Origin of the sequence: Polynucleobacter necessarius (assembly GCF_900095175.1) — a bacterium.
In the GTDB taxonomy this organism is placed as follows: Bacteria; Pseudomonadota; Gammaproteobacteria; order Burkholderiales; family Burkholderiaceae; genus Polynucleobacter; species Polynucleobacter necessarius_I.
Window position 1 is genome coordinate 1,803,987 of record NZ_LT606946.1, and the last position, 25,649, is coordinate 1,829,635.

The following is a 25,649-nucleotide window of genomic DNA, read 5'->3' on the forward strand; positions in this document are numbered from 1 at the left end:
ATGGCTAAAAAGAAATTGGTTGTACCGAGCGTAGACAGGTCTTGCATTGTTGTTAAGTCCTCACCCATTCACGGTAAGGGTGTATTTGTTACTAAGCCCATTAAAAAGGGTGCTGCCATTATTGAGTACAAGGGCGAGCGGATCAACTGGAAGTTGGCAGAGAAGTGCCACCCACACGATCCAAAAGACCCAAACCATACTTTTTACTTTTCATTAGAAGATGGCCGATGCATTGACGCCAAGTATGGTGGCAATGCAGCACGTTGGATTAATCACTCATGCAAGCCCAGTTGTGAAACAAGGGAAGATAGTTTTGATGGCGAGCCTCGCGTCTTTATTTATGCGAAACGTGATCTTAAGGTGGGCGAGGAACTTGTTTATGACTACTCCCTTGATGTTGAGGGTCGAGTCACCAAGCAAATGAAAAAAGACTACGAGTGTCGTTGTGGTGCCAAGAAGTGTCGTGGCACCATGTTGTCCCTTGACGGCAAATAATTCTAAAAATGTTATTTGTTAGCATTCGGGAGTTAGAGGCAGCCATCAACTATTGGCGCAGCCGGTCGCCTGCAGTTGGTGAGGAGTTGCACTTGTGTCCTGAGGCCGCAGCGCTTGCAAAACCCTATGCCCTTATGATTGTCCAGGGGGCTCAAAGGGTTCCCATGGATGTGTTGGATGAGATGGCTAAGGTGGCAATCCAAACCTTTTTAAAAATCACCCATACAAATTAAACAACACACCCTATATTTTTTAGGGTTATCGCTATATTAGTTAACACTCTCTTGGAGTATCCTCAAACTCTTGCCTAAGGTGTGGTGTGAGGATTCGAGTTTGCAAGAAACAATATTAAAACAATTGGCCTTGGAAAAACTTTTAAAGGTTTTTCTGCGGTGAGTGACGTCAACTTAGATGTCGCTCGAGGAACGATCCACGCCTTGATTGGCCCTAATGGTGCAGGTAAAACTACCTGCTTTAATTTGCTCACCAAGTTCTTGGAGCCCAGCGCGGGTCAAATTTTTTTAACGGTTTTGATATCACTAAAGAGAAGCCCGCCCAAATCGCGCGTCGTGGGGTGGTTCGGTCATTTCAGATTTCCGCTGTTTTCCCACACCTAACTGTTTTAGAGAATGTTCGTGTTGCACTGCAGCAAGGATTGGGTACGGAATTCCATTTTTGGAGGTCTGGGGATTCTCTCAACGTGCTTAATGGGCGGGCTGAAGAACTCTTATGCGAGGTTGGGTTGGCTGATTTTGCTCATGAGGAAACCTTAAACCTGGCCTACGGACGTAAAAGGGCGCTAGAAATTGCCACCACTATGGCTATGGAGCCCGAACTGATGTTGTTGGATGAGCCAACACAAGGTATGGGTCACAAGGATGTCGAGCGCGTTACCGAGTTAATAGATCGGGTGGCCAAAGGCCGCACCATTTTGATAGTTGAGCACAATATGAAAGTGGTTTCATCTATTGCCGACCGAATTACAGTATTGCAACGGGGTTCGGTTTTGGCTGAAGGCTCCTATCATGAGGTTTCAAGTAATCCCTTAGTGGTCGAGGCTTATATGGGTAGCCATGGGGGCGACAGCATATGAGCACCGTGGCGCTGGAGGTTAAAAACCTTGAATCTTGGTATGGCGAGTCCCACATTCTTCATGGCGTGAACTTTTCTGTTCGTGATGGTGAGGTGGTAACTCTGCTGGGTCGTAACGGGGCCGGCCGAAGCACCATCTTAAAAACTATCTTGGGTTTAACTAGCAAAAGAACGGGGTCAGTAGAGATTTATGGCACCCAAACCATTGCGATGCCAACCTATAGAATCGCCCGCCTAGGGGTTGGTTTTTGCCCTGAAGAGCGCGGCATCTTTGCTAGCTTAAGCGCTGAAGAGAATTTGTTGTTATTGCCAGAGATTGCTCCCGGAGGCATGGGTTTAGACGAGATTTATGAGATGTTTCCCAATCTTTACGAACGACGTAATAGTCCTGGCACAAGGCTTTCGGGTGGTGAGCAACAGATGCTCGCGATGGCACGTATATTTTGAGAACGGGCGCAAAACTACTGTTGTTGGATGAAATTACCGAAGGCTTGGCCCCAGTGATTGTTCAAAAATTGGGTGAGGTGGTAACTAGTTTACGCAACAAGGGCTTCACTATTGTGCTGGTGGAGCAAAACTTCCGTTTTGCTGCACCCTTAGCTGATCGTCATTATGTGGTTGAGCACGGCAACGTGGTTGAGGTTGTCAATCAAAACGAGCTTACTGAAAAAGCAAGCTTATTAAATGAGTATCTTGGTGTCTAGTGGTTATTTATAGGAGACGTAAATGAAGTTAAAGCAAATTACCGCGTGTCTGGTGGCGACAGCCCTTTTTGGATCAAATCCAGCATTCGCGCAAACATCCAAAGTTAGTGGTGATGTAATTAAGATTGGCGTATTAACAGACCTGTCATCAACTTATTCTGATTTGGCTGGTGCTGGTGCGGTGATTGCAGCAAAAATGGCAATCGCTGATTTTTCAAAGGACGGCACTGTTATTGGTAAGAAGATTGAGCTCGTTAGTGCTGACCATCAGAACAAAGCAGATATCGCCGCCAATAAAGCGCGCGAGTGGTACGACAAGGATGGTGTTGATGTGATTGTTGAGTTGGTGTCAACCAACGTTGCTCTTGCTGTAATGGAAGTGGCAGAGCAAAAAAACAAGATCACCTTAGTGTCTGGCGCAGCTTCCCTGCCAATTACCAATGAAAAATGTACTGCCAATAACGTGCATTGGACTTATGACACTTACGCGCTTTCAAACGGTACAGCTAAAGCTGTTGTAAAGCAGGGCAAAAAGAACTGGTACTTCCTTACTGCTGACTATGCTTTCGGAGCAGCTCTAGAGAAAGATTCGACCAATGTTGTTAATGCTAACGGTGGTAAGGTGCTGGGAACTAGTAAACACCCATTTCCGAATAGCGACTTTTCTTCATACCTCTTGAAGGCACAAGCTAGTGGTGCTGATGTTGTTGCGCTGGCAAATGCGGGCCAAGACACTAACAACTTTGTTAAACAAGCTGCAGAGTTTGGTATCAACAAAAAACAAACGGTTGTTCCTTTGTTAATGTTTATCTCTGATGTTCATTCTTTGGGTTTGAATGCAGCCCAAGGCATGTACCTAACGGAAGGCTTCTATTGGGATAGAGATGAGAAAACACGTGCGTTTTCTAAGCGTTTCATCTTGCAACATAAGCGCATGCCAACCAGCGTTCAAGCTGGTGTTTACTCATCAGTTCTCGCCTATTTAGCTGCAGTTCAAAAAGCAGGCACGGATGATACTCAAGCGGTAATGAAGGCTTTGAGATCGACCAATATTGATGATGGTTTGTTCAAAGGAAAAATCCGTGCTGACGGCAAGTTTGAGCATGACATGTATTTACTTGAAGTGAAGAAGCCATCCGAATCTAAGAGCCCATGGGATTATTACAACGTCAAAGCAGTGATTCCGGCTGCTGAGGCAACACAACCACTTTCATTGTCACGATGCAAGTTGGTTACTAACAAGTAATCTATTTCTTATTAAGCATGTTTGAACTTCTTGGAATTACCCCACCAAGGGCTGGTTGCTCAGCTCTTGGTGGGGCTTATTAATGGCTCTTTTTATGCCATTTTGAGTTTGGGTTTGGCCATTATTTTTGGTCTACTCAACATCATTAATTTTTCCCATGGTGCTCAGTACACAATGGGCGCATTCGTTGCGTGGATTGACCTAACTCAAGTTGGCCAGTGGATTGGTTTTCCTGAATTCTCGATTAATTATTGGTTTGCGCTAATTCTCGTGCCCCTAGTGATGGCAGGTTTCGGCTTGATACTTGAGCGCACCATGCTCAGGCGCTTGTATCACCTGGATCATCTTTACAGCTTGTTATTAACTTTCGGTTCGGCGCTCATTATCGAGGGCATGTTTCGTCATTGGTATGGAATCTCTGGTGAGAGTTATTCAGCCCCTGAGATATTGCAGGGCGCCATCCCGTTAGAGTTGATTGGCATTATTTTGCCTAAGTATCGCTTGTGGGTGGTGGTGGCCTCATTGGTGGTTTGTTTTTCTACTTGGTTTGTCATAGAAAGAACAAAGTTGGGCGCATACCTTCGCGCCGGAACTGAAAATCCAAAATTACTTCAAGCGTTTGGTGTCAATGTACCTGTAATGATTTCTTTGGCCTATGCCTATGGTGTGGGTCTTGCTGGTTTTGCTGGTGTTTTAGCTGCACCAATTTTCCAAGTGAATCCATTGATGGGTTCGAATCTCATCATCGTAGTTTTTGCGGTTGTTGTGATTGGCGGCATGGGCTCAATCATGGGCTCTATTTTGACCGGCCTAGCTTTAGGTTTAATTGAAGGATTGACTAAAGTGTTTTATCCAGAAGCATCTGGCGTAGTAATATTTGTGATCATGGCAATCGTGTTGCTTATTCGTCCTGCTGGACTTTTCGGCCGGGAGAAATAAGGTGCACTCAAAAACAAAATTGTTGTACGGCATTCTGGTTTTAATTGCCCTATTGCTACCTTTTCAAGGCTTCATCTATTTAGTGTTTGCAATGAAGGTGTTGTGCTTTGCACTCTTTGCTTGTGCTTTCAATTTGTTGTTGGGTTTCACGGGCCTCCTTTCTTTTGGTCATGCCGCATTTTTTGGAACCTCTGCTTACATTACTGCTTATCTTTGTAAAGAGGCCGGCCTGTCCCCTGAGCTTGGAATTGCTTTAGGTGTACTGGGCTCAGGCGCCTTGGGTTTTTTAATTGGCTCTTTAGCAATTCGTCGGCAGGGTATTTATTTTGCGATGGTGACGCTAGCCCTTTCGCAGATGGTGTACTTCCTGGCCGTACAGCTTCCATTCACGGGTGGCGAGGATGGTATTCAAGGTGTGCCGCGGGGAATGCTGTTCGGTTTGATTGACTTAAAAGATGATGTCAGCATGTATTACTTTGTGCTGGCCGTTTTCTTATTGGGATTTGCGTTAATCGTTCGTACAGTGCACTCCCCATTTGGCCAAGTCTTAAAGGCTATTCGTGAAAACGAGCCGCGCGCAGTTTCTTTGGGTTATGACGTTGATCGTTTCAAGTTAATTTCTTTTGTGATTTCAGCTGCACTTGCTGGTTTGGCCGGTTCTTTGAAAACCCTCGTCTTCCAGTTGGCAACGTTGACGGATGTGCATTGGCATATGTCTGGCGAAGTGGTCTTAATGACTTTGCTTGGCGGCATGGGTACAATCCTTGGCCCAGTGGTTGGTGCAGGTATTGTGGTCGGCTTACAAAACTACCTGGCTAATATTGGGTCGTGGAGCACCATTGCAACCGGATTCATTTTTGTAATCTGTGTTTTGGCATTCCGTCGCGGGGTTGTTGGCGAAATTACACACCTCTTTAAGAAGAAAAATTGATTTAGGTTTTTTCTTATTCGCTTTTAGTACGGCGCTTCGGCGCCGTACTTATTTAAAGTCTTCCGCTATTCACTTGAGATGCGCCCCCTTGGCGATGTGCATTGCGGGTGACCTAACACCAACAATTTCCAAGTATTTTTATAAAAACCTAATTAAATCAATGGGTTATATCAAATTATCAACATATTTTGTTAGTCGGGAATTTATTTGTTTCACGTGAAACCTACAAAATGCTATGATCATCGCCCTATCTGAGGCAAATCATGCGTTATTCAAAGAGCTTCGATGTCATTGTTGTTGGCGGCGGTCACGCCGGGACTGAAGCTGCCCTTGCGGCTGCGCGCATGGGATGCGACACCCTTCTTATTACGCACAGTATTGAGAATTTAGGCGCCATGAGCTGTAATCCCTCAATTGGTGGGATTGGCAAAGGCCACTTGGTTAAAGAAATCGATGCTATGGGCGGCGCTATGGCGGCGGCTACTGATGAGGCTGGTATTCAGTTTCGGATATTAAATTCAAGTAAAGGCCCTGCTGTTCGCGCAACCCGCGCCCAAGGTGATCGGGTTTTGTACAAGGCGGCGATTCGTCGTCGTCTTGAGAATCAACAAAATTTGACTCTCTTCCAGGCTGCCGTGGATGACCTTCTGGTTCAGGGTGATGAGGTCCAGGGTGTGGTTACACAAATGGGCCTGAAGTTTACGGCTAAGAAAGTGGTCTTAACTGCCGGAACCTTCTTGGATGGAAAGATTCATGTAGGTTTAAATAACTATGCTGGTGGTCGAGCTGGTGATCCAGCCGCCATTTCTTTGTCTGCTAGACTGAAGGAGCTAAAGCTTCCCCAGGGAAGATTGAAGACTGGCACCCCACCCCGGATTGATGGGCGAACCATTGATTTTTCGGTGATACTGGAGCAGCCCGGGGATTTAGATCCCGTACCGGTTTTCTCTTATCTAGGTAGACCAGAGCAACATCCGAAACAGGTGCCATGCTGGATTTCCCATACAAATGAACAGACACATGACATTATTCGGGGTGGTTTAGATCGCTCACCAATGTATACGGGTGTGATTGAGGGGGTTGGCCCGCGCTACTGCCCCTCTATTGAGGACAAAATTCATCGTTTTGCCTCCAGAAATAGTCATCAGATCTTTCTGGAGCCCGAAGGTCTAACAACGAACGAGTTTTATCCGAATGGCATATCTACCAGCTTGCCATTTGATGTTCAGTGGAACTTGGTCCGAAGTATTCGTGGACTCGAGTCTGCCGTCATTGTGCGCCCTGGTTATGCTATTGAATACGACTTCTTTGATCCGCGGTATTTGCGTCATAGTCTAGAGACCAAGGCGATTGCCGGTCTTTACTTTGCTGGCCAGATTAATGGCACAACGGGTTATGAAGAGGCTGCCGCCCAAGGAATGCTGGCCGGCATTAATGCTGGCTTGGCAGTGCAAGGCAAAGAACCATGGTTGCCTAAGCGTAGTGAGTCTTATATTGGCGTTTTAGTGGATGACCTGATTACTTTGGGTGTTCAAGAGCCATATCGCATGTTCACTAGCCGCGCGGAGTACCGCTTGAGCTTGCGGGAAGATAATGCAGATTTGCGCCTCACCACCAGTGGGCGCGAGCTTGGCTTGGTGGATGACTACCGCTGGGCTACGTTTTGCAGAAAACAAGAGGCTGTTTCACGTGAAACATCTCGCTTACAAGATATTTGGATTGGGCCAAAACATGGATCAGCAAAGGCTGTCTCCGAGTTGTTAGGGCAAGATTTATCGCATGAGTGCAGTTTGGCTGATCTTTTAAGGCGCCCTGGTATCACTTATGAGGCAGTCATGGGTTTGGCAGAAGGCCTTTGGTCGCCAGGAACATTGGACGATGACCTGGGTTTAGCGCAACAAATTAGCGACCAGGTTGAGATTTCTATCAAATATCAAGGCTATATAGATAGGCAGGCTGTTGAGATTGCTCGGCAAGAGCATAACGAGAGCTTTCCTTTATCCGAATCTTTGGACTACACCCAGGTTCTTGGTTTATCCAAAGAGGTGCAGCAAAAGCTAAATCTGCATAAGCCTGGCACTCTTGGCCAGGCTGGCAGGATTTCTGGCGTTACGCCTGCAGCACTCTCTTTGTTGTTAGTCCATCTGAAAAAAGGTTTGGGTCGGACGCAAGAAGAAGCCCATGAGTAATGATTTGGTTTCTTTGGGGATTGAGAGCTTGGATCTCAACCTTAGCGCTGTCAATATTGCCGATTTGGAGCTCTTTTTGCAGGAAATGGGGCGCTGGAACCAGGTGCATAACTTGACAGCAATTGAGGGTGAAACGAACTCGGTGCGCCTGCATCTCATTGATTCTATTGCTGTTTTACCCATAATGCGCCAATTTCTAACCCAAGAAACCCCCAATATTGCAGATCTTGGTTCTGGTGGTGGATTGCCAGCTATACCCATTGCGATTTTGCAGCCAAGCTGGCATGTAACCTTGATTGAGGCCATCCGCAAGAAGACGGCATTTTTGCAGCATGTTCGCGATAAGCTAGGATTGAAGAATATTCAGGTTCTAAGTGAGCGCGTTGAAGAGGTAGCGAAATCACAGCCCGGACAGTTTGATGCGGTGATTTCTAGAGCATTTACTAATCTTGCCCACTTTCTAGAGCTTGCCCTCCCCCTTCTCAACCCAAATGGTTTGGTATTTGCCATGAAGGCTAAGCGGGCAGATAAGGAGCTGCAAGATGTGTGTATGGATGATTGGCAATTGGTGGCCGATGAGCCCCTGCACATCCCGAATTTGGAGGTTGAGCGCAGGTTTTTAGTCTTATCCCCCGTGAGAAAATTACCCCTTTAAAGCACGACATTTTTTAAGAAAAATTATGGCCAAAATATTTTGTATTGCGAATCAAAAAGGCGGGGTTGGAAAAACCACCACCGCTGTGAATTTGGCTGCTGGTTTAGCTGGACATCAGCAACGCGTTTTGTTGGTCGATTTAGATCCACAGGGCAATGCCACGATGGGGTCTGGTATTGAAAAGGCGGATCTCAACAGCACTGTGTATCAAGTGTTAATTGGCTTGTCATCAGTGAAAGAATCCGCAGTGCCTTGTGAGGGCTCTGGTTATGATGTGTTGCCAGCAAATCGTGATTTAGCTGGTGCAGAAATTGAGTTGGTAGATTTAGATTCTCGCGAACAAAGATTGAAAGATGCGCTGGCTCTTGTAGCAAATGATTATGACTTTATTTTGATTGACTGCCCGCCTGCATTATCTCTGTTAACACTGAATGGATTATGCGCAGCGAACGGCGTCATTGTGCCAATGCAGTGTGAATATTTTGCATTAGAAGGATTGTCGGATTTAGTGAACACCATCAAACAAGTTCACGCCAACTTAAATCCTGACTTGGTGATTATTGGATTGCTGCGCGTCATGTTTGATGCGCGCATGACATTGCAACAACAAGTTTCCGATCAATTGATTGAGCACTTTGGCGACAAGGTATTTAAGAGCATTATTCCTCGCAACGTCCGCCTGGCCGAAGCCCCGTCCTATGGGCTTCCTGGGGTGGCGTTTGATAAATCATCGCGTGGTGCTAAAGCCTACTTGGAGTTTGGTGCCGAGATGATCGAACGTATTAAGCAAATGTAAAACCTAGGAACATAAAAATATTATGGTTGCAATAAAGAAAAAGGGCTTAGGTCGCGGCTTAGAGGCCTTGCTTGGTGATAAGGCGAAAAAAGAAACCACAGCAGAAATTAATCGTTTGCCATTGACTGCATTGCAGGCTGGTAAATATCAACCGCGTCAAAAAATGGAAGCGGTTGCATTACAAGAGTTGGCTGAAAGTATTCGTGAGCAAGGTGTGATGCAACCATTGTTGGTGCGTTTAGTTGCTCCTGGTAAGTATGAAATTATTGCTGGCGAGCGTCGCTTTCGTGCGGCAACATTAGCCGGCTTAAAAGAGGTACCAGTTTTAGTTTCTGGTGCCAACGACCAGGCCGCTGCAGCAATGGCCTTAGTCGAGAATATGCAGCGCGAAGATTTGAATCCGCTGGAAGAGTCTCAAGGGCTCGCAAGACTGATTGAAGAGTTTGGTTTTACGCACGAACAAGCGGCAAAGGCGGTAGGCAAGTCACGTAGTGCGGTAACGAATTTGCTTCGCTTAAACCAATTGGCAAAACCAGTGCAAGCCATGCTTTTGGCAGGCGACATTGATATGGGCCATGCACGCGCTCTATTGCCACTTTCAGGTGCCAGTCAAGTTGCGCTGGCCCAAAGAATTGCAGCTCAAGGGCTGTCAGTTCGAGAGGCTGAAAGGATGGCTACAGCCCTTGCGCTGGCCGGAGGTCAGATTGGCGATAAAAAGACTAAAACTAAGGCCGGCGCTGATGCTCCAGCTCACGACGCAGATATGCGCCGTTTAACACAAGAAATCGCTGATTTAATAGGTTTGAATGCGGAATTAAAGTTTAAAGGCAAGGGTGGCGAGCTCAGGATTCAATTTAGTCAGTTTGATGAGCTGGATTCATTGCTTAAAAAGCTGGGTATTGAGGCCTAAATTGGGCAGAAATATGTTTCCAAATCCTTTGACATATTGCACTGCACACATTAAACTCTCGGGGCTAAATTGATTCCTCAAAAAAATCGATTTTCCGAGGTAAATGACTGGGATGAACCCGAAGAAGAGGCATATCGGGTTTTAAGTAAAGAGGAAATGGCGGCGTTGCAAGCTAGTAATGCCATTAAACACCCCCCGCTGTCTCCCTGGAAGATTTTGGCTGCACAAGTAGCGATTACCGCGCTTAGTATGGTGATTTGGTCAATTTTTGGGGAGCCGATAGGGGTTAGCCTTTATACTCAGTCGGCCTTTTTAGGTGGTTTAATTAGCGTCTTGCCTTCTGCCCTTTTCTTAGTTCGGTTGGAGTTGGCGAAAAAAACGCAGATATTGAATCCAGGGAATTATTTGGCAGCATTGGTTTCTGGCGAATTTATCAAAATCGTCGTTACCTTGATGCTGTTTTTAGGGGTTGCATTTTGGATCCCGGGCGTGCTTTGGGCCCCACTTTTGGTGACTTATGTGCTGGCCCTTAAGCGTGTTTGGCTAGCGTGGTTGTGGCGCTAAGAGTAATAAATGTGATTGAACCAAAGGACTTTTAAGAGATGTCTAGCGAAGTAAACCAAGCCCACGCGGCTGCCGAGCAAATGACGCCAACAGCGTACATTTCTGAGCACTTACAAAACCTCAACAGTACAGGTGGGCCACAGTCGTCCATCATTGATTTCAGCATCATTAATTTAGATACGATTTTTTGGGCATCAGCTATGGGCTTGCTCGCCGTATTTATTTTGTTGATTGCAGCACGTCGTGCAACTCCTGGTGTGCCAGGTCGTTTCCAGTGTTTTGTTGAAATGATTGTAGAAATGGTAGAGACACAATCTAAGAGCATTGTTCATGGCGACCGCTCTTATATTGCCCCACTTGCGCTATTCGTATTCTTTTGGATCATCTTGCTCAACACTTTAGACTTGGTGCCTGTGGATTGGGTTTTAGGCGTAAACCATTTCATTGAAGGTTTTGGTGTTCATGTGCCGCATCATAAGGTTGTTCCTACAACCGATCTAAATGCGACCATGGGTATGTCCATGCCTGTTTTGCTTTTGGTTTTCTTTTATAGCTTCAAAGTAAAAGGTTTTGGCGGCTTCTTGCACGAGCTTGTTTCCGCCCCGTTTGGTGCAAAGTGGTACCTAGCCCCATTCAACCTTGCTTTGAACATTATCGAATATCTTGCTAAAGGTGTTTCATTGGGAATGCGACTTTTCGGCAATATGTATGCTGGAGAGCTGGTCTTCTTGCTGATTGCATTGCTAGGTAGTGTGTGGACATTTAATTTAGATTTATCTCTGTTCGGATTGGTGGGTCATGTTATTGCAGGATCAGCTTGGGCCATCTTCCACATTTTGGTTATTTTGTTACAAGCCTTTATTTTTATGATGTTGACCTTGGTCTACATCGGGCAAGCGCATAGCCACCACTAAGATTTTTATTTTTAACTTATCTCTTTAACTTCAGGAGTCAGCAACATGCAACAATTTTTCGCAAACATTCAAGGTTTCACAGCAATCGCTATCGGCATCATCATCGGCCTCGGCGCGATTGGTGCTTGTTTAGGTATTGCATTGATGGGTGGTAAGTACATCGAAGCTTGTGCACGTCAACCAGAATTGATGGAGCCACTCCAAACTAAGATGTTCCTTTTGGCTGGTTTGATCGACGCTGCGTTCTTGATCGGCGTTGGTGTTGCAATGTTGTTTGCTTTCGCAAACCCACTGCTTGCAGTTATTAAGTAATTGTTTTGGCGTGGGTGACCATCGGGTCATCCAACTGTTCTCAACAATACTGAAAGGAATATCGTGAATCTGAACGCGACCCTATTCGCGCAAATGATCGTTTTCTTCGTCTTATGGTGGGTTGTTGCACGTTTTGTGTGGCCACCGCTAGTTAAGGCGTTAGATGAGCGTTCAAGCAAAATTGCTGACGGCCTAGCTGCTGCCGAGCGCGGTAAAGAAGCGCTCGCATTAGCAAGCAATGAAGCAGAGCAAGAATTAACCAAAGCACGCCAAGAAGGTATGCAACGCGTTGCTGAAGCAGAAAAACGTGCACAAATGTCCGCTGAAGAAATTCGCGTCAACGCACAAGCTGAAGCAGCTCGCATTATTTCTCAAGCTAAGCAAGACGCAGATCAGCAAGTTACACGTGCACGCGAGGTATTGCGCACAGAAGTGGCAGTGTTGGCCGTTAAAGGTGCAGAGCAAATTTTGCGTCGTGAAGTTGACGCAAAAGCACACGGCGCATTGCTTGATCAACTAAAGGCAGAACTTTGATATGGCTGAATTAGCCACGATTGCACGCCCTTACGCTGAAGCACTTTTTCAAAGCGCCAAGTCTGCTGAGCTTTCTGCTTGTTTAGAGCAGCTAAATGAACTGGCGCAGCTCGCTGCATTGCCAGAAGTTGCCGCTTTATCAAACAATCCAAAAGTATCCGCAGATGATTTAAGCAAGTTACTGTCCGGCATGGTGAAGACAAAGCTGGACGACAAAGTCGCAAGCTTTTTAAATCTTGTAAATCAAAACCATCGCTTATCTGCGATTCCGGAAATTGCTCGTCAATTTGAGGCAATGAAGAATCAGAGCGAGGGTGCGGCAGAAGTAATGCTTACTAGCGCATTCCCATTAGAGGGCTCTGCGTTAAATGATTTGTTGTCAAGTTTGAAGAAGCGCTTTGGGGGTAAAGAATTGCGCCCAACTATTCAAATAGATCCTGCGTTGATTGGCGGAGTACGCATTCAGGTTGGTGATGAGGTAATGGATAGTTCTGTTAAAGCACAGTTAGCTCAAATGCAAGCAAGTCTTGGCGCATAAGTTATCCCTATTAAGAACATACGAAATAAGACCCAGGAGCAAGTAATGCAACTCAACCCTTCCGAGATCAGCGAACTGATCAAAAGCCGAATTAGCGAAATGGGTGTTGATTCCCAACTTCGCAACGAAGGCACTGTAATTTCAGTGACCGACGGTATTTGCCGCGTACATGGCTTGTCTGGTGTTATGCAGGGCGAAATGTTGGAATTCCCTAACAACACAATCGGCCTCGCGTTGAACCTTGAGCGTGATTCAGTTGGTGCTGTGGTATTGGGTGAGTACACCCACATTAAAGAAGGCGACCCAGTTAAATGTACGGGCCGCATTTTGGAAGTTCCAGTTGGTCCAGAGTTGCTCGGTCGCGTTGTAAACGCACTCGGTCAACCGATTGATGGCAAAGGCCCAATCAATACCAAGTTGACTGACTTTATTGAAAAAGTTGCTCCAGGCGTTATCGCACGTCAATCCGTTAGCCAGCCAGTACAAACTGGTTTGAAAGCGATTGATGCGATGGTTCCTATCGGCCGTGGTCAGCGCGAGTTAATCATTGGTGACCGTCAAACAGGTAAGACAGCGGTTGCTGTCGACGCAATCATTAACCAAAAAGGTAAAGGCGTTTATTGCGTTTACGTTGCGATTGGTCAAAAAGCTTCTACTATTGCTAACGTTGTTCGCAAGCTCACAGAGCTAGGCGCAATGGAGTACACCGTGGTTGTTGCAGCAAGTGCTTCTGAGTCTGCAGCAATGCAATACCTCTCAGCATACGCAGGTTGCACAATGGGCGAATACTTCCGCGACCGCGGCGAAGACGCTTTGATCGTTTATGACGATTTAACAAAACAAGCTGTTGCATACCGTCAGATTTCTTTGCTCTTGCGTCGCCCACCAGGTCGCGAAGCTTACCCTGGCGACGTGTTCTACCTCCACTCACGTTTGTTAGAGCGCGCTGCTCGTGTAAACGCTGAATACGTAGAGAAATTTACAAATGGTTCAGCAAAAGGTAAGACGGGTTCTTTGACCGCATTGCCAATTATTGAAACTCAAGCTGGTGACGTTTCTGCATTCGTTCCAACCAACGTAATTTCGATTACTGATGGTCAGATCTTCTTGGAAACTGACTTGTTTAACGCTGGCGTACGTCCTGCGATTAACGCCGGTATTTCTGTATCACGCGTTGGTGGTACAGCTCAAACTAAAGTCATTAAAAAATTGTCTGGCGGTATTCGTACCGACTTGGCACAGTATCGTGAATTGGCAGCGTTTGCTCAGTTTGCTTCTGACCTTGACGAAGCAACTCGTAAGCAGTTAGAGCGCGGTCGTCGTGTTACAGAATTGTGTAAGCAAGCTCAGTACAAGCCTTTGCAGGTTTGGGAAATGGCAGCTTCACTCTATGCTGTGAATAACGGTTGCTTTGATGACCTCGAAGTCAAGAACGTATTGCCATTCGAAAAAGGTTTGCAAGATCACTTGAAATCTAAATACGCTGATTTAGTTGGCCGTATTGAAGAGACTAAAGATTTGAGCAAAGATGACGAAGCTGCTTTGCGTGCTGCAATTGAGAATTACAAGCGTTCAGCCTCTTTCTAAGGGGGGGCTCGCATAAATCATGGCAAACACAAAAGAGATACGATCAAAGATCAAGAGCGTGCAAAACACGCGCAAGATCACGAAGGCAATGGAAATGGTCGCCGCATCCAAGATGCGTCGCGCCCAAGAGCGCATGCGCAATGCGCGTCCATATGCTGAAAAAATTCGTGAGATTGTTGCCAATCTTTCTAAAGCAAATCCTGAGTTCCGCCCTGCTTATATGGCAACTCGTGAAGTGAAGAAAATTGGCACGATCCTGGTTACAACAGACAAAGGATTGTGCGGTGGTTTAAATACCAACGTATTGCGTCTGATTGCAAACCAAGTGCGCGATATGGAAGGCAGCAATGTTGGCATTGAATACACTGCCATCGGCTCAAAAGGCCTCCAGTTTTTAAATCGTTCTAAAGCAAAACTCATTTCTCAAACAATTCAGATTGGCGACACACCACATATGGATGTTTTGATTGGTGCAATTACTGCCCAATTGGAAGCGTTTGAGCGCGGCGAAATTGATGCTGTTTATTTGGCATATACCCGCTTTGTTAACGCAATGAAACAAGAGCCTGTTTTAGAAAAACTCTTGCCACTGGAGCCAGCAGAATTAACTCCAGAAGAGAAAGCGGGAAATTCTTGGGATTACATCTACGAACCAGATGCAGAGTCTATTTTGAATGGCTTGCTCAAGCGTTATGTAGAAGCAATGATTTATCAAGCTGTTGCTGAGAATATGGCTTCAGAACAATCTGCGCGCATGGTCTCCATGAAGGCCGCTTCAGATAATGCGAAGAATGTAATCGGCGAATTGCAATTGGAATACAACAAAACACGACAGGCTGCTATTACTAAAGAGTTGTCAGAGATTGTTGGCGGAGCGGCTGCGGTTTAAGCGGTCAGCGTTTAGGAATACGAAAGAATTCAGGAATTAAAAGCGGAGAAATGCGATGAGTAACGGAAATATCGTGCAGTGTATCGGTCCAGTGGTGGACATTCAGTTCCCGCGCGACAAAATGCCAAACATTTATGATGCGTTGACATTAGTTGATAGCGGCGAAAAATCATTTGCTGAAAAAGGTTTGACCTTTGAGGTGCAACAACAGATCGGTGATGGCGTAGTTCGCGCGATTGCCATGGGCGCAAGCGATGGCTTGCGTCGCGGTATGGAAGTGAAATCTACTGGCGGTCCAATTTCTGTTCCTGTTGGTCCAGCAACATTGGGACGCATCATGGACGTTCTAGGTCGCCCAATTGATGATGCAGGTCCGATTGCTACTGAAGAGCGTCGCGCTATTCACCAGCCAGCACCAAAGTTTGACGAACTCTCTCCTTCCGTTGACTTGTTGGAAACCGGCATTAAGGTCATTGACTTAGTTTGCCCGTTTGCTAAAGGCGGTAAGGTTGGCTTGTTCGGTGGTGCGGGTGTTGGTAAGACCGTGAACATGATGGAATTGATTAACAACATCGCTAAGCAACACTCAGGTTTGTCAGTGTTTGCCGGTGTTGGTGAGCGTACTCGTGAAGGTAATGACTTCTACCACGAGATGAAAGAATCTAACGTTATCGACAAAGTGGCGATGGTGTTTGGTCAGATGAACGAACCTCCTGGCAACCGTTTGCGCGTAGCGTTGACTGGTTTGACAATGGCCGAAGCATTCCGTGACGAAGGCCGTGACATTTTGTTCTTCGTTGACAACATCTACCGTTACACACTAGCCGGTACTGAGGTATCAGCGTTGTTGGGTCGTATGCCTTCAGCTGTGGGCTATCAGCCTACTTTGGCTGAAGAAATGGGTAAGTTACAAGAGCGTATTACTTCAACTAAGACTGGTTCTGTTACTTCTATTCAGGCCGTTTACGTTCCTGCGGATGACTTGACCGATCCATCACCAGCCACAACCTTCTTACACTTAGACTCCACAGTTGTGTTGTCACGTGATATTGCTGCTTTGGGTATTTACCCAGCGGTTGATCCATTAGATTCAACCAGCCGTCAGCTTGATCCACAAGTGGTTGGTCAAGAGCACTATGAAGTTGCTCGTGAAGTTCAGATGACTTTGCAGCGCTACAAAGAATTGCGCGACATTATTGCTATTTTGGGTATGGACGAGTTGTCACCAGAAGACAAATTAGCCGTATCACGTGCACGTAAGATTCAACGTTTCTTGTCCCAGCCGTTCCACGTTGCTGAAGTGTTTACTGGTTCACCAGGCAAATACGTTCCATTGAAAGAAACTATCCGTGGTTTCAAAATGATTTGCAGCGGTGAATTGGATCACTTACCTGAGCAAGCGTTCTACATGGTGGGTTCAATTGATGAAGCCATCGAGAAAGCTAAGAAGCTTTAATCGAACTCATCTAGGGAAATTATGTCAACCATACGCGTCGATGTAGTAAGTGCTGAGCAATCTATTTTCAGCGGTGAAGCTAAGTTTGTTGCGCTTCCTGGTGAGAATGGTGAGCTCGGTATTTTGCGCGGCCACACTCCTTTGATTACACGCATTCGTCCAGGCTCAGTTCGTATTGAAAAAGCCGATGGTGATGAAGAGTTTGTATTTGTTGCGGGTGGCTATTTAGAAGTTCAGCCTGATCATGTCACTGTATTGGCAGACACTGCTATTCGTGGCCATGATTTAGATGAAGCTAAAGCTAACGAAGCCAAGAAGCGCGCTGAAGAAGCAATGCAAAATCGTGGCACCGACTTCGATTTGGCACTGGCTCAATCAGAATTTGCAATGGCAGCGGCACAGCTTGCAGCTATTGCTCGTTTCCGTCGTAAAAAGTAAGAGCCGGTCATCTCCTTGCTGTTAAATGATCGTTTTTTAAAAGCCTGCTTGGGCGAAGCGGTTGATCAAACACCGCTTTGGCTCATGCGACAAGCGGGGCGTTATTTGCCTGAGTACAACGATGCTCGTGCAAGAGCTGGAAGTTTTCTCGGCCTTGCTAAAAATCCAGCCTACGCTACTGAAGTAACGCTCCAGCCATTGGACCGTTATCCATTGGACGCAGCAATTTTGTTCTCTGACATTTTGACCATTCCCGATGCAATGGGTTTGGGCCTGAAATTTACTGTCGGCGAAGGCCCCAGTTTTGATAATCCTCTTCGAACAGAAGAGGCAGTTAAAAAATTACGCGTTGCAGATATGGATCAGCTCAAATATGTTTTTGATGTCGTCTCTGAAATTCGTAAAGCATTAGTTCAGGATGGAAAGCAGCGTGTTCCTTTAATTGGTTTCTCTGGAAGCCCATGGACTTTGGCTTGCTACATGATTGATGGCTCTGGCTCTGACGATTTCCGTCATGCCAAGACAATGATGTTTAGCCGACCTGATTTGCTGGAACATATTCTTGAAATTAATGTGTATTCAGTTGCCGCTTATTTAATTGAGCAGGTAAAAGCTGGCGCACAAGCATTGATGATTTTTGATACTTGGGGAGGCTTGCTTCCTGACGGTTGGTATCAGCGTATGTCATTGGCCGCAATGCAAAAGGTAATTGCACTACTACCGCGTGAACATGAGGGACGCAAGATCCCGGTAATTATGTTCACCAAGGGTGGTGGTATTTGGTTAAATGATATGGCCCAGGTTGGTGCGGATGTTATTGCGATTGACTGGACCATGAAATTGAGTCGTGCTCGCAAGCAGCTTTTAGACATCAACAAGCCCTTGGCATTGCAAGGAAACTTAGACCCTCTCATCTTGTTCTCAGATTCAAAGCAAGTCACAAGTGCTGTCGAAGATCTTTTGACAGACTTAGCTGGTGCGCCCGCATTAAAGCCGGGCCTGCACCCACTTGATGGCCACATCTTTAATTTGGGTCATGGCATTAACCAATTTACGCCACCTGAAAGTGTGACAGCCCTCTCTGAAGCTGTAATCTCTAAGTCAAAAGCCCTTCGGGCAAAGCAATAAGCACAAGTAATTGCTAACTTTGGCCAATATTGTGGCAAAAGTTATGCACAGAAATGTGCAAAATCATAAATACAGTGAGATTCGTGAGAAATATCAACTTTCACCTTTAGCAAATAATGTAAACCATTGATTTATAATAATAATTATAGAAATGCTGAAATTCTGTGCAGAAGTGCATTCCTATAAAATATATGTAGAAATATAAAGCAGCGAATGATATCCACAGACTTATCCACAGGGTAAGACAGAAAATTTGAGTAAATGACCCCCCATCCCATCGTTGTTCAGATAGTGATAGATAAGCCCCTAGCACAGGGGTTTGACTATCTATGGGATGCAGAAAAATTAGGCAAATTACCTGAAATAGGTAATGTAGTTGAGGTGCCCTTTACTAGGAGGAAGGAAATTGGACTTGTAATAAAAGTGAGCAATCACTCCGATTATGAGATAGAAAAGCTTAAGTCTGTAGAGCGCCTTGCCCCCCTTCCAGCATTCGATCCCTCCTTATTGCGACTGATGAATTTTGCAAGCCAGTACTATATCCACGCGCTGGGAGAAACCATCTTGCCGGTTATTCCACAGATGTGGAAAAAGGCTGATAACTGGCAAAAAATTCCCGAAAAACTAGAGTCAGCTGAAAAGAGTAAAAAAAAGCTTGATGTACTTGCAGGGGGATTAATAACCCAAGAACAATTAAATTCAAGCCAAAAGAAAGCCTTGCAAGAGTTATTAGCAAATCATGAAAAAGAAAATCAATTTAGAGCAATCCTGTTGCAGGGTCAGACCGGCAGCGGAAAGACCGCTGTATTTCTGAATTGGCTAGCAAGCATCTTGCATGATGAAAGCGCACAAGTACTGTTGCTGGTGCCAGAAATCAATTTAACGCCGCAACTAGAAAGGCGCGTGAAGGCCTACTTCCCAGATAAAAAAATGGCTGTACTGCATAGCAGTGTCAGTGAAAAGAAAAGAGGCATTGCTTGGTATGAAGCAATGACGGGCAAGGCGAAAATTATTTTAGGAACAAGGTTGGCAGCATTAACGCCAATGACAAACTTACGCGCCATCGTAGTCGACGAGGAGCATGACCCGTCATATAAGCAGCAAGATGGTACGCGATACTCAGCAAGAGATTTGGCAATATGGCGAGCGCATGATCAAAAAATTCCCATCCTCCTATCTTCTGCAACACCATCACTAGAAACCTGGCTTGCCGCCCAATCGGGCCGCTATGAATATATTCGGCTAGATCAGCGAGCGCAGGGCGCAAACCTACCAAGTGTGCACCTAATCAATATGCGTGACCCACGAAATCAATTTAGTCCAGGGGATGTCGGCGCAACCAAAGAAAAGAGCCTTATTAGTAAAACGCTTGCGAACGCCATCACTAAGACCTTGGCAGAAAAAAAGCAGAGCTTAATTTTGATTAATCGCCGAGGTTATGCTCCGGTACTGAGTTGCTCGGCATGCAATTGGTTGTCAAAGTGTACACAATGCTCAACCTACACTGTGATGCATAAGGCGGGAGCATTGGGGAAAAGATCGGTGTTGAGTTGTCATCATTGTGGCTTGGCAAAACCTGTTCCACAGTTTTGTCCAGATTGTGGAAATGCCGATTTAAAAACGCTTGGGCATGGCACACAAAAATTAGAAGATGCAATAGAAGAGATGTGGCCCCAATCTAGGGTGCTACGGGTCGATACAGACTCAAGCAGAAAGAGTAAAGGAGCGGAAGCACTCTTTCAGGAAATTCATAATGGAAATGTAGATATTGTTGTTGGTACTCAAATGATTGCCAAGGGACATGACTATCAAAACATTGGATTGGTTGCGGTATTGGACGCGGATAGTCGACTCTATTCGGCAGACTTTGGGGCTGCAGAAAGATTATTTGCGCAGTTAGTTCAAGTGGCTGGACGTGCAGGTAGATCTGGCAGTAGCAGTGATGCTGGCGGTGATATTTATATCGAGACTCAGTACCCCGAGTCACCCGTTTTTCAGTATTTGCTTAGACACGATGTTGATGGATTTCTAGCATTCACTGCAAGCGAGCGTGAAGAGGCAAAGTTGCCGCCCTACTCTTATCAAGCCCTGATTCACGCGGAAGGCAAAAGCCTAGATAAGGCGATTCAGTTTTTGCTTGAACTGAAGGCTCGCATGAGAAGCAAAGGCATGCTCACAAAAGAGCTGAAGGCCTATGACCCTGTACCTAAGCCTGTTATGAGGGTGGCGGGATCAGAGCGCGCCCAGTTATTAATTGAGTCTACTAATCGCAAGACGCTACAAGAGACGCTTGAAATGATTGATCAGGATTTGCGTCAAGATTCCACAGGAAGAATCAGCAAAACATCCCGCATCCGTTGGCTCGTTGAGCGGGACCCAATTAGTATTTAGGCGCCTGGACCAAATTCATATTGCGCAAGAGACATTAAAACATTGAGATCTGCGGCTAAAGATTCCGTTGATGTCGGTTTAATTTTAAACAGCCAAATTGCATAAGGTTTTTCATTCACCACTTCAGGGCTGCCATCCATTGCATCATTCAGGGCAATGATCTCACCACTAATGGGTGCATGAATATCACTTGCGGCCTTAACGGACTCAATTGCGGCAATAGCCTCACCCTGCTTTACTTGTTGGCCAATTTTCGGGGCTTGAAAAAACATCACATCACCTAAGGCTTCTTGCGCGTGATTGCTAATACCGACTCACACTACTCCATCATCTTCGATGCTGGCCCATTCATGGGTTTCTGCGAATTTAAATGTGTCTTGAGTTTTCATTGTGTATCCTGTGAGAGATATTCTAGCTTCTTTGCCATAAACTAGTGGCTAACTACTTTAAGTGTTTCTTATTTATGCCGATCAAATTGGGAATTGTTCCTGTTACTCCATTTGAGCAAAACTGCTCAGTTTTGGTTTGTCAAGAAACAGGTGATGCAGCAATGGTAGACCCGGGCGGCGATACAGATAAGATCTTGGAGGCCGTGCAACAAATGGGCGGAACCGTTAAAAAGATTTTGTTGACTCACGGCCACCTCGATCATTGTGCTGCAGCTAAGGACCTGGCTGATGAACTGGGTGTGCCTATTGAGGGTCCGCAAATTGATGAACAGTTTTGGTTAGATCAATTGCCTGAGCAAACTGTACGTTTTGGATTTGGTCATGCAAAAGCATTTGTGCCTACTCGCTGGTTAGAGGATGGCGACCATGTACAAGTTGGCAATGTTGATTTAGAGGTGTTGCACTGTCCCGGCCATACCCCAGGCCATGTAGTATTTTTTGACAAAGAAGATCGCTTGGCTTTAGTTGGCGATGTTTTATTTGCTGGATCAATCGGCAGAACAGATTTCCCGCGTAGCAATCATGCCGACTTAATTAATGCAATTAAGACAAAGTTATGGCCACTTGGCGATGATGTGCAGTTTGTTCCGGGACACGGACCTATGTCCACTTTTGGCAAAGAGCGCCAAACAAATCCCTACGTTGGGGATTGATCAAACTTGAATTTGGTGAGGTCTAATTGAGAAATTGGGCTTTTGCTGAGCCAGTGCGATGTGTGCGGTTGTACAAACAGCTAGCGCAAATCCAGCGTTGCTTTCGATTGCTTGTCAGAATCCAGGCGCCACCTTCTAGGCGCCTTTCGCGACTGCATGAAGAGCAAAACTTAAGGCTCTGTGAGGTTTCTTGGGTAGCAGCTGGAGTCGAGGTAGTCATGGGCAATCCGGGTAAGCCAAATCTTGTACAGAAGATATATTTTACCCGTTTTGTCCCGCTGGGGCTGGGCTTAGGACGACTCGGACTGAATCGGCCGTTTTATTGCCATCGAAATCCAACCAAGCCTTATTTTCAAAGTCATACAGCTTGCACTTGCGCGCTGTATCGAAATACCAGGCCCAAGAGAACTTTTGCACAAAAATACGCTCTGGAAGGATGGTTTCAAGGGTATTTTGAGCTTCTTGGAGGCGATATAGGGGAACGCTCATATCTACGTGGTGGGCGGTGTGCTCCATGATATGGTGCATCAGAGAGCCCCAAATCCAGTTAAAGATCAGATGAACTGTAGTAGATACAAAAGGCTGGGCACGCAACCACTCGGATTTCTTGTCATACCAAGAAACTTTTAGATGTGTATGGTGAACATAAACCACAAAGCCGATCATGCCGTTCCAGAATAAGAACGGAACAGCAAAGCCGGTGATCAGGCCAAGCCAAACTGATTGGCCAGTGGCAAGGGCACCAGCAATGAGGCAACCAGTCCAAACCATGGCAAAACCAGTCACCAACAGGTTGTCCTTCAGGAAAATTGGACGATCGCCCGGCTTGTTCTTGGCATTGGGGAAGTACTCACGTCTCCACCAAATTTCAATTAGGTGGTAGAAAACTGGGCCCCAGCCGCTACGGTAAAGGCGCTCTAGAGCTTTGCGCCATGGTGGCAGAGCATCAAACTCAGCTTTCGATAGAGGGGCCCAGACGAAGTCAAAGCCCTTAAGATTGGTTTGACCGTGGTGAACTACGTTATGGCCTACATCCCATAAGCTATATGGGGTTAAGGACGGCAGGAACGCAATACGACCCAAGACTTTGTTCAGTTTGCGGTGAGGTGTGTAGCTTTGGTGGCAAGCATCATGCCCCAAGATAAAGATACGGCCGGTAACAAAACCAGCAACCAAGCCCAAGATAATCTTAATTAAGATACTTTCGACAAAAATGGTCTCAGCTATACAAGCAAGCCATAAAGCTGCATCTATTACTAAAAGCGCGATTGCTTTTGCTGTTTCTCCTTGAGCCATTGGGATCAGCCAGCTGCGAATGACTTTGCGGTGAGGCAATGGAAGATCAGGTGCCAAAGGATTGGCAATTGAGGGCTCAGAGAGTGCAGAATTTAGATGATTTGACATGATAAGAATCAATAAGTTAGGTACAAATGATAGCCTTTTTCACGGATTTACGCATGATATAGGTCAAAAACCCCCCCCTGTTTTGGTGCGCCCGGCAGGAATCGAACCTGCGACCCTTGGCTTCGGAGGCCAATACTCTATCCACTGAGCTACGGGCGCCAGTAGGAAATTCGCTAACTACGCCATTGTAAGTGCCTATACCCTCTCGGTCTCGTTATAATCACGGCAAAGTAATCCTTCAACCCGTCAAACGATAAAAGTCCTATGAGCGAAGCGCACGGCAGCCTAATTAAGTCCCCTAAACAACTAATCATCATGGTGTTTGCTAGCTTTTTTGTGCCACTGATTATTATTTTGTTGCTAATGGTGTTTGTAAATAATGGCAAGCGCACAGATGCTGAAGCATCTGCTGAGGTATTAATTAAACCTGTTGCGCAATTAAACTTTAAAGACGCTAGCAAGCCGCGTGAGTTACAAACTGGCGAACAGGTATACAAAGCAGTATGTGCATCATGCCATGCAAGTGGCGCAGCTGGTGCGCCGAAGTTTGGCGATACTGCTGCTTGGAGCGCCCGTCTTGGTAAGGGTTACGATGGCTTGTTGACCTCAGTACTCAAGGGCAAGGGCGCTTGCCTGCGCGTGGCGGTGCAAGCCCAGCAGACATCAGCGATTACGAGCTAGGTCGCGCCGTTGTGTATCTAGCAAACCCTGCTGGCGGTAAATTGCCAGAGCCTAAAGCTCCCGACACTCCTGCCGCTAAATAATTTTTAGCGAACTCGAAAAAGCTGGCATGTAGCCAGCTTTTTTATTGCCCATCATCTTGGCCTTTAGCATCAAGCGCCACCTGGTAAGCTTCTTTCTTGCTGAGCCCTAGTGTTTGTGCGAGCACGGCAGCAATTTCCTTGCTGCCTAAATAGGGGCTTAATGCATTTGCCCACAGCAATAGCGCTGAGCGCTCCGGAGCCTCATCAGCATTGGCTTGGCGGCCAGCCACCAAAACAATAAATTCACCCTTGAGACTTTCTGCTTGCTCAAGCCACGCGGGAATATCTGCAGCAGTGAGTGTGACGAGCTGCTCAAATTTTTTAGTCAGCTCCCTCCCTACCAGTACCTGTCGGTCTGGCTCTAGCTCTTTGTTCATCATCATCAGCGTTTCACGGATTTGATGTGGTGATTCAAAAAAAATGCTCGCTTTTGAATTGCTGCGAATATCTTGGATCAGCGTACTTCGCTCTTTGGCTTTGTTTGGCCAGAAGCCGAGAAACTGAAAGCGCCCTTCCGAAGGTAGCATCACTGAGCCGCTAGCAGAAACGGCAGAGGATACGGCGCTAGCGCCAGGTATGGGAATAATTCGAAAGCCTGCTTTTTGAACCGCATTCACCAAGCGTGCGCCTGGGTCGGAAACCCCTGGAGTGCCAGCATCAGAGATGTGGGCCCAACGTTCATTTTGGGAGAGATGCTGAATAATATTTTGAGCGCCAGCAATCTCATTGTGTTCATGCAAGGCGACACATTTCTTATGAATGCCAAAGTGTTGAAGTAAGGGTGCGCTATGCCTGGTGTCCTCACAAGCAATGCCGTCTACAGAATTAAGCACATGCAGAGCCCGCAAGGTGATGTCTCCCATGTTGCCGATGGGAGTGGCAACCATATATAAGGCCCCAGCCGGTAAATCCTGCTGTTTTAAAAAGTCAAAGGAGCTTAATTCCATGGGGCAATCTTTTATAAAAGAGATATCAATAAGTAAGAGAATACGCCCCTTTTCAGTTGGGGGCAGCATAGACATTTTGCGCGTACTTTGGCGCATAATAATGTGATGGATAAAGATACCCTCGAACGTTTGCGCGCTCGCGCATCCCAACATTTCTTGGACAGCATTGCTGTAAAGCAAGAAGCTGAAAAAATGCTTCCTGAGCAAGTTGCTCTTGGCATCGTTGCCATGACAGATTGTTTGCGTGCTGGTAGAAAGGTGATGGCCTGCGGTAATGGTGGATCTGCTGCTGATGCACAACATTTTGCCGCTGAGCTGATTGGTCGCTTTGAGAGAGAGCGACAAGAGTTGGCTGCGATTGCATTGACAACTGATACTTCAATTTTGACTGCGGTAGGAAATGACTACAGCTATGACGAGATCTTTAGTAAGCAAGTGCGCGGCCTTGGAAAAAAAGGCGACATCTTGCTTGGAATTTCTACATCCGGAAATTCAAAAAACGTAGTGAAGGCAATCGAGGCTGCAAAAAAAATGGGGATCAAAATTATTGCCCTGACTGGTAATGGCGGCGGAAAAATTGCAAGCTTGCTAGACGCCGATGACATTCATTTGTGCGCACCCTCCACTCGCACTGCACGCATTCAAGAAACGCATTTAGTTTTGCTTCACGCGCTATGTGATGGTGTAGACCATCTCTTGCTTGATTAATAGCCTCACCAATTAG

At 46.1% G+C, this 25,649-nt stretch carries 25 protein-coding genes, 1 tRNA gene and 3 pseudogenes; 25 read left to right on the forward strand and 4 right to left on the reverse strand.

Features of this window, described 5'->3' with window-relative positions; genetic code table 11:
- The 22 genes and pseudogenes from DXE44_RS09415 (at window position 1) to priA (ending at window position 20,708) form a co-directional block, all read left to right on the forward strand.
- The gene (locus DXE44_RS09415; protein ID WP_114654200.1) at window positions 1-495 is read left to right on the forward strand and encodes an SET domain-containing protein; all 495 of its coding nucleotides are present in this window, start codon (window positions 1-3) and stop codon (window positions 493-495) included.
- A gap of 8 nt (window positions 496-503) precedes the next feature.
- Window positions 504-728: a DUF3717 domain-containing protein gene (locus DXE44_RS09420; RefSeq protein WP_114654201.1), complete on the forward strand. Its 225-nt coding sequence runs from the start codon at window positions 504-506 to the stop codon at window positions 726-728.
- 114 nt (window positions 729-842) lie between these two features.
- Window positions 843-1,588 (forward strand): annotated as a pseudogene (locus tag DXE44_RS09425) (ABC transporter ATP-binding protein).
- Window positions 1,585-2,291, forward strand: a pseudogene (locus DXE44_RS09430) (ABC transporter ATP-binding protein). Before DXE44_RS09425 ends, DXE44_RS09430 begins: the two co-directional pseudogenes overlap by 4 nt.
- 22 nt (window positions 2,292-2,313) lie before the next feature.
- A complete protein-coding gene (locus tag DXE44_RS09435; protein ID WP_114654202.1) occupies window positions 2,314-3,537 on the forward strand; it encodes an ABC transporter substrate-binding protein in 1,224 nt (407 codons plus the stop codon).
- 21 nt (window positions 3,538-3,558) lie between these two features.
- Window positions 3,559-4,476 carry a branched-chain amino acid ABC transporter permease gene (locus DXE44_RS09440; RefSeq protein WP_114654203.1) on the forward strand — a complete coding sequence of 306 codons (918 nt, stop codon included), beginning with the start codon at window positions 3,559-3,561 and terminating at the stop codon, window positions 4,474-4,476.
- 1 nt (window position 4,477) lies between these two features.
- Window positions 4,478-5,407, forward strand: a complete 930-nt coding sequence (locus DXE44_RS09445) for a branched-chain amino acid ABC transporter permease (protein ID WP_114654204.1) — start codon at window positions 4,478-4,480, stop codon at window positions 5,405-5,407.
- A 263-nt stretch (window positions 5,408-5,670) separates the two neighbouring features.
- Window positions 5,671-7,596 (forward strand): tRNA uridine-5-carboxymethylaminomethyl(34) synthesis enzyme MnmG, encoded by a 1,926-nt coding sequence (gene mnmG / locus DXE44_RS09450; protein WP_114654205.1) that lies wholly within the window; start codon window positions 5,671-5,673, stop codon window positions 7,594-7,596.
- Window positions 7,589-8,251 (forward strand): 16S rRNA (guanine(527)-N(7))-methyltransferase RsmG, encoded by a 663-nt coding sequence (rsmG, locus tag DXE44_RS09455; RefSeq protein WP_114654206.1) that lies wholly within the window; start codon window positions 7,589-7,591, stop codon window positions 8,249-8,251. Before mnmG ends, rsmG begins: the two co-directional genes overlap by 8 nt.
- 25 nt (window positions 8,252-8,276) lie before the next feature.
- Window positions 8,277-9,047, forward strand: a complete 771-nt coding sequence (locus tag DXE44_RS09460; protein WP_114654207.1) for a ParA family protein — start codon at window positions 8,277-8,279, stop codon at window positions 9,045-9,047.
- A gap of 22 nt (window positions 9,048-9,069) precedes the next feature.
- Window positions 9,070-9,957 (forward strand): ParB/RepB/Spo0J family partition protein, encoded by an 888-nt coding sequence (locus tag DXE44_RS09465; RefSeq protein ID WP_114654208.1) that lies wholly within the window; start codon window positions 9,070-9,072, stop codon window positions 9,955-9,957.
- A 69-nt stretch (window positions 9,958-10,026) separates the two neighbouring features.
- Entirely contained in the window at window positions 10,027-10,521 is a 495-nt protein-coding gene (locus tag DXE44_RS09470; protein ID WP_114654209.1) for an ATP synthase subunit I, read from the forward strand.
- Between the two features lie 38 nt (window positions 10,522-10,559).
- The gene (atpB, locus tag DXE44_RS09475) at window positions 10,560-11,435 is read left to right on the forward strand and encodes a F0F1 ATP synthase subunit A (RefSeq protein ID WP_114654210.1); all 876 of its coding nucleotides are present in this window, start codon (window positions 10,560-10,562) and stop codon (window positions 11,433-11,435) included.
- A 45-nt stretch (window positions 11,436-11,480) separates the two neighbouring features.
- Window positions 11,481-11,747, forward strand: coding sequence for a F0F1 ATP synthase subunit C (gene atpE, locus DXE44_RS09480; RefSeq protein WP_114654211.1), 267 nt, complete (start codon window positions 11,481-11,483; stop codon window positions 11,745-11,747).
- 63 nt (window positions 11,748-11,810) lie between these two features.
- Entirely contained in the window at window positions 11,811-12,281 is a 471-nt protein-coding gene (locus DXE44_RS09485) for a F0F1 ATP synthase subunit B (protein ID WP_114654212.1), read from the forward strand.
- A 1-nt stretch (window position 12,282) separates the two neighbouring features.
- Window positions 12,283-12,819, forward strand: a complete 537-nt coding sequence (locus tag DXE44_RS09490) for a F0F1 ATP synthase subunit delta (protein WP_114654213.1) — start codon at window positions 12,283-12,285, stop codon at window positions 12,817-12,819.
- 45 nt (window positions 12,820-12,864) lie between these two features.
- A complete protein-coding gene (gene atpA, locus DXE44_RS09495) occupies window positions 12,865-14,406 on the forward strand; it encodes a F0F1 ATP synthase subunit alpha (RefSeq protein WP_114654214.1) in 1,542 nt (513 codons plus the stop codon).
- A 19-nt stretch (window positions 14,407-14,425) separates the two neighbouring features.
- Entirely contained in the window at window positions 14,426-15,295 is an 870-nt protein-coding gene (atpG, locus tag DXE44_RS09500) for a F0F1 ATP synthase subunit gamma (protein WP_114654215.1), read from the forward strand.
- Window positions 15,296-15,350: 55 nt separating this feature from the next.
- The gene (atpD, locus tag DXE44_RS09505) at window positions 15,351-16,751 is read left to right on the forward strand and encodes a F0F1 ATP synthase subunit beta (protein ID WP_015420207.1); all 1,401 of its coding nucleotides are present in this window, start codon (window positions 15,351-15,353) and stop codon (window positions 16,749-16,751) included.
- Between the two features lie 21 nt (window positions 16,752-16,772).
- Window positions 16,773-17,189: a F0F1 ATP synthase subunit epsilon gene (locus DXE44_RS09510; RefSeq protein ID WP_015420208.1), complete on the forward strand. Its 417-nt coding sequence runs from the start codon at window positions 16,773-16,775 to the stop codon at window positions 17,187-17,189.
- Window positions 17,190-17,198: 9 nt separating this feature from the next.
- A complete protein-coding gene (gene hemE / locus DXE44_RS09515) occupies window positions 17,199-18,317 on the forward strand; it encodes a uroporphyrinogen decarboxylase (protein ID WP_114654216.1) in 1,119 nt (372 codons plus the stop codon).
- 261 nt (window positions 18,318-18,578) lie between these two features.
- Window positions 18,579-20,708, forward strand: a complete 2,130-nt coding sequence (priA, locus tag DXE44_RS09520; protein WP_114654217.1) for a replication restart helicase PriA — start codon at window positions 18,579-18,581, stop codon at window positions 20,706-20,708.
- Here priA and gcvH read toward each other — a convergent pair.
- Window positions 20,705-21,097 (reverse strand): annotated as a pseudogene (gcvH, locus tag DXE44_RS09525) (glycine cleavage system protein GcvH). The gene priA and the pseudogene gcvH sit on opposite strands and share 4 nt — an antisense overlap.
- Window positions 21,098-21,171: 74 nt before the next feature.
- Between gcvH and DXE44_RS09530 the strand changes: the two are divergent.
- A complete protein-coding gene (locus tag DXE44_RS09530; RefSeq protein ID WP_415065471.1) occupies window positions 21,172-21,810 on the forward strand; it encodes an MBL fold metallo-hydrolase in 639 nt (212 codons plus the stop codon).
- 261 nt (window positions 21,811-22,071) lie between these two features.
- Here the strand turns inward: DXE44_RS09530 and DXE44_RS09540 are convergent, their stop codons facing one another.
- Together DXE44_RS09540 and DXE44_RS09545 are read right to left on the reverse strand one after the other, a co-directional pair.
- Window positions 22,072-23,106 (reverse strand): fatty acid desaturase, encoded by a 1,035-nt coding sequence (locus DXE44_RS09540; RefSeq protein WP_114654426.1) that lies wholly within the window; start codon window positions 23,104-23,106, stop codon window positions 22,072-22,074.
- Window positions 23,107-23,297: 191 nt separating this feature from the next.
- Window positions 23,298-23,373 (reverse strand) — tRNA-Arg (locus tag DXE44_RS09545).
- 105 nt (window positions 23,374-23,478) lie between these two features.
- Between DXE44_RS09545 and DXE44_RS09550 the strand changes: the two genes are divergently transcribed.
- A complete protein-coding gene (locus tag DXE44_RS09550; protein WP_231970646.1) occupies window positions 23,479-23,895 on the forward strand; it encodes a c-type cytochrome in 417 nt (138 codons plus the stop codon).
- A gap of 124 nt (window positions 23,896-24,019) precedes the next feature.
- Here DXE44_RS09550 and rsmI read toward each other — a convergent pair whose 3' ends face one another.
- Window positions 24,020-24,925: a 16S rRNA (cytidine(1402)-2'-O)-methyltransferase gene (gene rsmI / locus DXE44_RS09555; RefSeq protein ID WP_114654427.1), complete on the reverse strand. Its 906-nt coding sequence runs from the start codon at window positions 24,923-24,925 to the stop codon at window positions 24,020-24,022.
- A 105-nt stretch (window positions 24,926-25,030) separates the two neighbouring features.
- Between rsmI and DXE44_RS09560 the strand changes: the two genes are divergently transcribed.
- A complete protein-coding gene (locus tag DXE44_RS09560) occupies window positions 25,031-25,633 on the forward strand; it encodes a phosphoheptose isomerase (RefSeq protein ID WP_114654219.1) in 603 nt (200 codons plus the stop codon).
- Window positions 25,634-25,649 lie beyond the last annotated feature (16 nt).

What these genes read in the sequence shown, in the direction of transcription:
- mnmG (WP_114654205.1), top strand. Translation starts at nt 5,671, where the DNA reads ATGCGTTATTCAAAGAGCTTCGATGTCATTGTTGTTGGCGGCGGTCAC.
- DXE44_RS09540 (WP_114654426.1), bottom strand. Translation starts at nt 23,106, where the DNA reads ATGGCTCAAGGAGAAACAGCAAAAGCAATCGCGCTTTTAGTAATAGAT.
- DXE44_RS09490 (WP_114654213.1), top strand. Translation starts at nt 12,283, where the DNA reads ATGGCTGAATTAGCCACGATTGCACGCCCTTACGCTGAAGCACTTTTT.
- DXE44_RS09465 (WP_114654208.1), top strand. Translation starts at nt 9,070, where the DNA reads ATGGTTGCAATAAAGAAAAAGGGCTTAGGTCGCGGCTTAGAGGCCTTG.
- DXE44_RS09460 (WP_114654207.1), top strand. Translation starts at nt 8,277, where the DNA reads ATGGCCAAAATATTTTGTATTGCGAATCAAAAAGGCGGGGTTGGAAAA.
- atpG (WP_114654215.1), top strand. Translation starts at nt 14,426, where the DNA reads ATGGCAAACACAAAAGAGATACGATCAAAGATCAAGAGCGTGCAAAAC.
- atpA (WP_114654214.1), top strand. Translation starts at nt 12,865, where the DNA reads ATGCAACTCAACCCTTCCGAGATCAGCGAACTGATCAAAAGCCGAATT.
- DXE44_RS09420 (WP_114654201.1), top strand. Translation starts at nt 504, where the DNA reads ATGTTATTTGTTAGCATTCGGGAGTTAGAGGCAGCCATCAACTATTGG.
- DXE44_RS09550 (WP_231970646.1), top strand. Translation starts at nt 23,479, where the DNA reads ATGAGCGAAGCGCACGGCAGCCTAATTAAGTCCCCTAAACAACTAATC.
- DXE44_RS09415 (WP_114654200.1), top strand. Translation starts at nt 1, where the DNA reads ATGGCTAAAAAGAAATTGGTTGTACCGAGCGTAGACAGGTCTTGCATT.
- DXE44_RS09530 (WP_415065471.1), top strand. Translation starts at nt 21,172, where the DNA reads ATGCCGATCAAATTGGGAATTGTTCCTGTTACTCCATTTGAGCAAAAC.
- atpB (WP_114654210.1), top strand. Translation starts at nt 10,560, where the DNA reads ATGTCTAGCGAAGTAAACCAAGCCCACGCGGCTGCCGAGCAAATGACG.
- atpD (WP_015420207.1), top strand. Translation starts at nt 15,351, where the DNA reads ATGAGTAACGGAAATATCGTGCAGTGTATCGGTCCAGTGGTGGACATT.
- priA (WP_114654217.1), top strand. Translation starts at nt 18,579, where the DNA reads ATGACCCCCCATCCCATCGTTGTTCAGATAGTGATAGATAAGCCCCTA.
- rsmI (WP_114654427.1), bottom strand. Translation starts at nt 24,925, where the DNA reads ATGGAATTAAGCTCCTTTGACTTTTTAAAACAGCAGGATTTACCGGCT.
- DXE44_RS09435 (WP_114654202.1), top strand. Translation starts at nt 2,314, where the DNA reads ATGAAGTTAAAGCAAATTACCGCGTGTCTGGTGGCGACAGCCCTTTTT.
- DXE44_RS09560 (WP_114654219.1), top strand. Translation starts at nt 25,031, where the DNA reads ATGGATAAAGATACCCTCGAACGTTTGCGCGCTCGCGCATCCCAACAT.
- rsmG (WP_114654206.1), top strand. Translation starts at nt 7,589, where the DNA reads ATGAGTAATGATTTGGTTTCTTTGGGGATTGAGAGCTTGGATCTCAAC.
- atpE (WP_114654211.1), top strand. Translation starts at nt 11,481, where the DNA reads ATGCAACAATTTTTCGCAAACATTCAAGGTTTCACAGCAATCGCTATC.
- DXE44_RS09510 (WP_015420208.1), top strand. Translation starts at nt 16,773, where the DNA reads ATGTCAACCATACGCGTCGATGTAGTAAGTGCTGAGCAATCTATTTTC.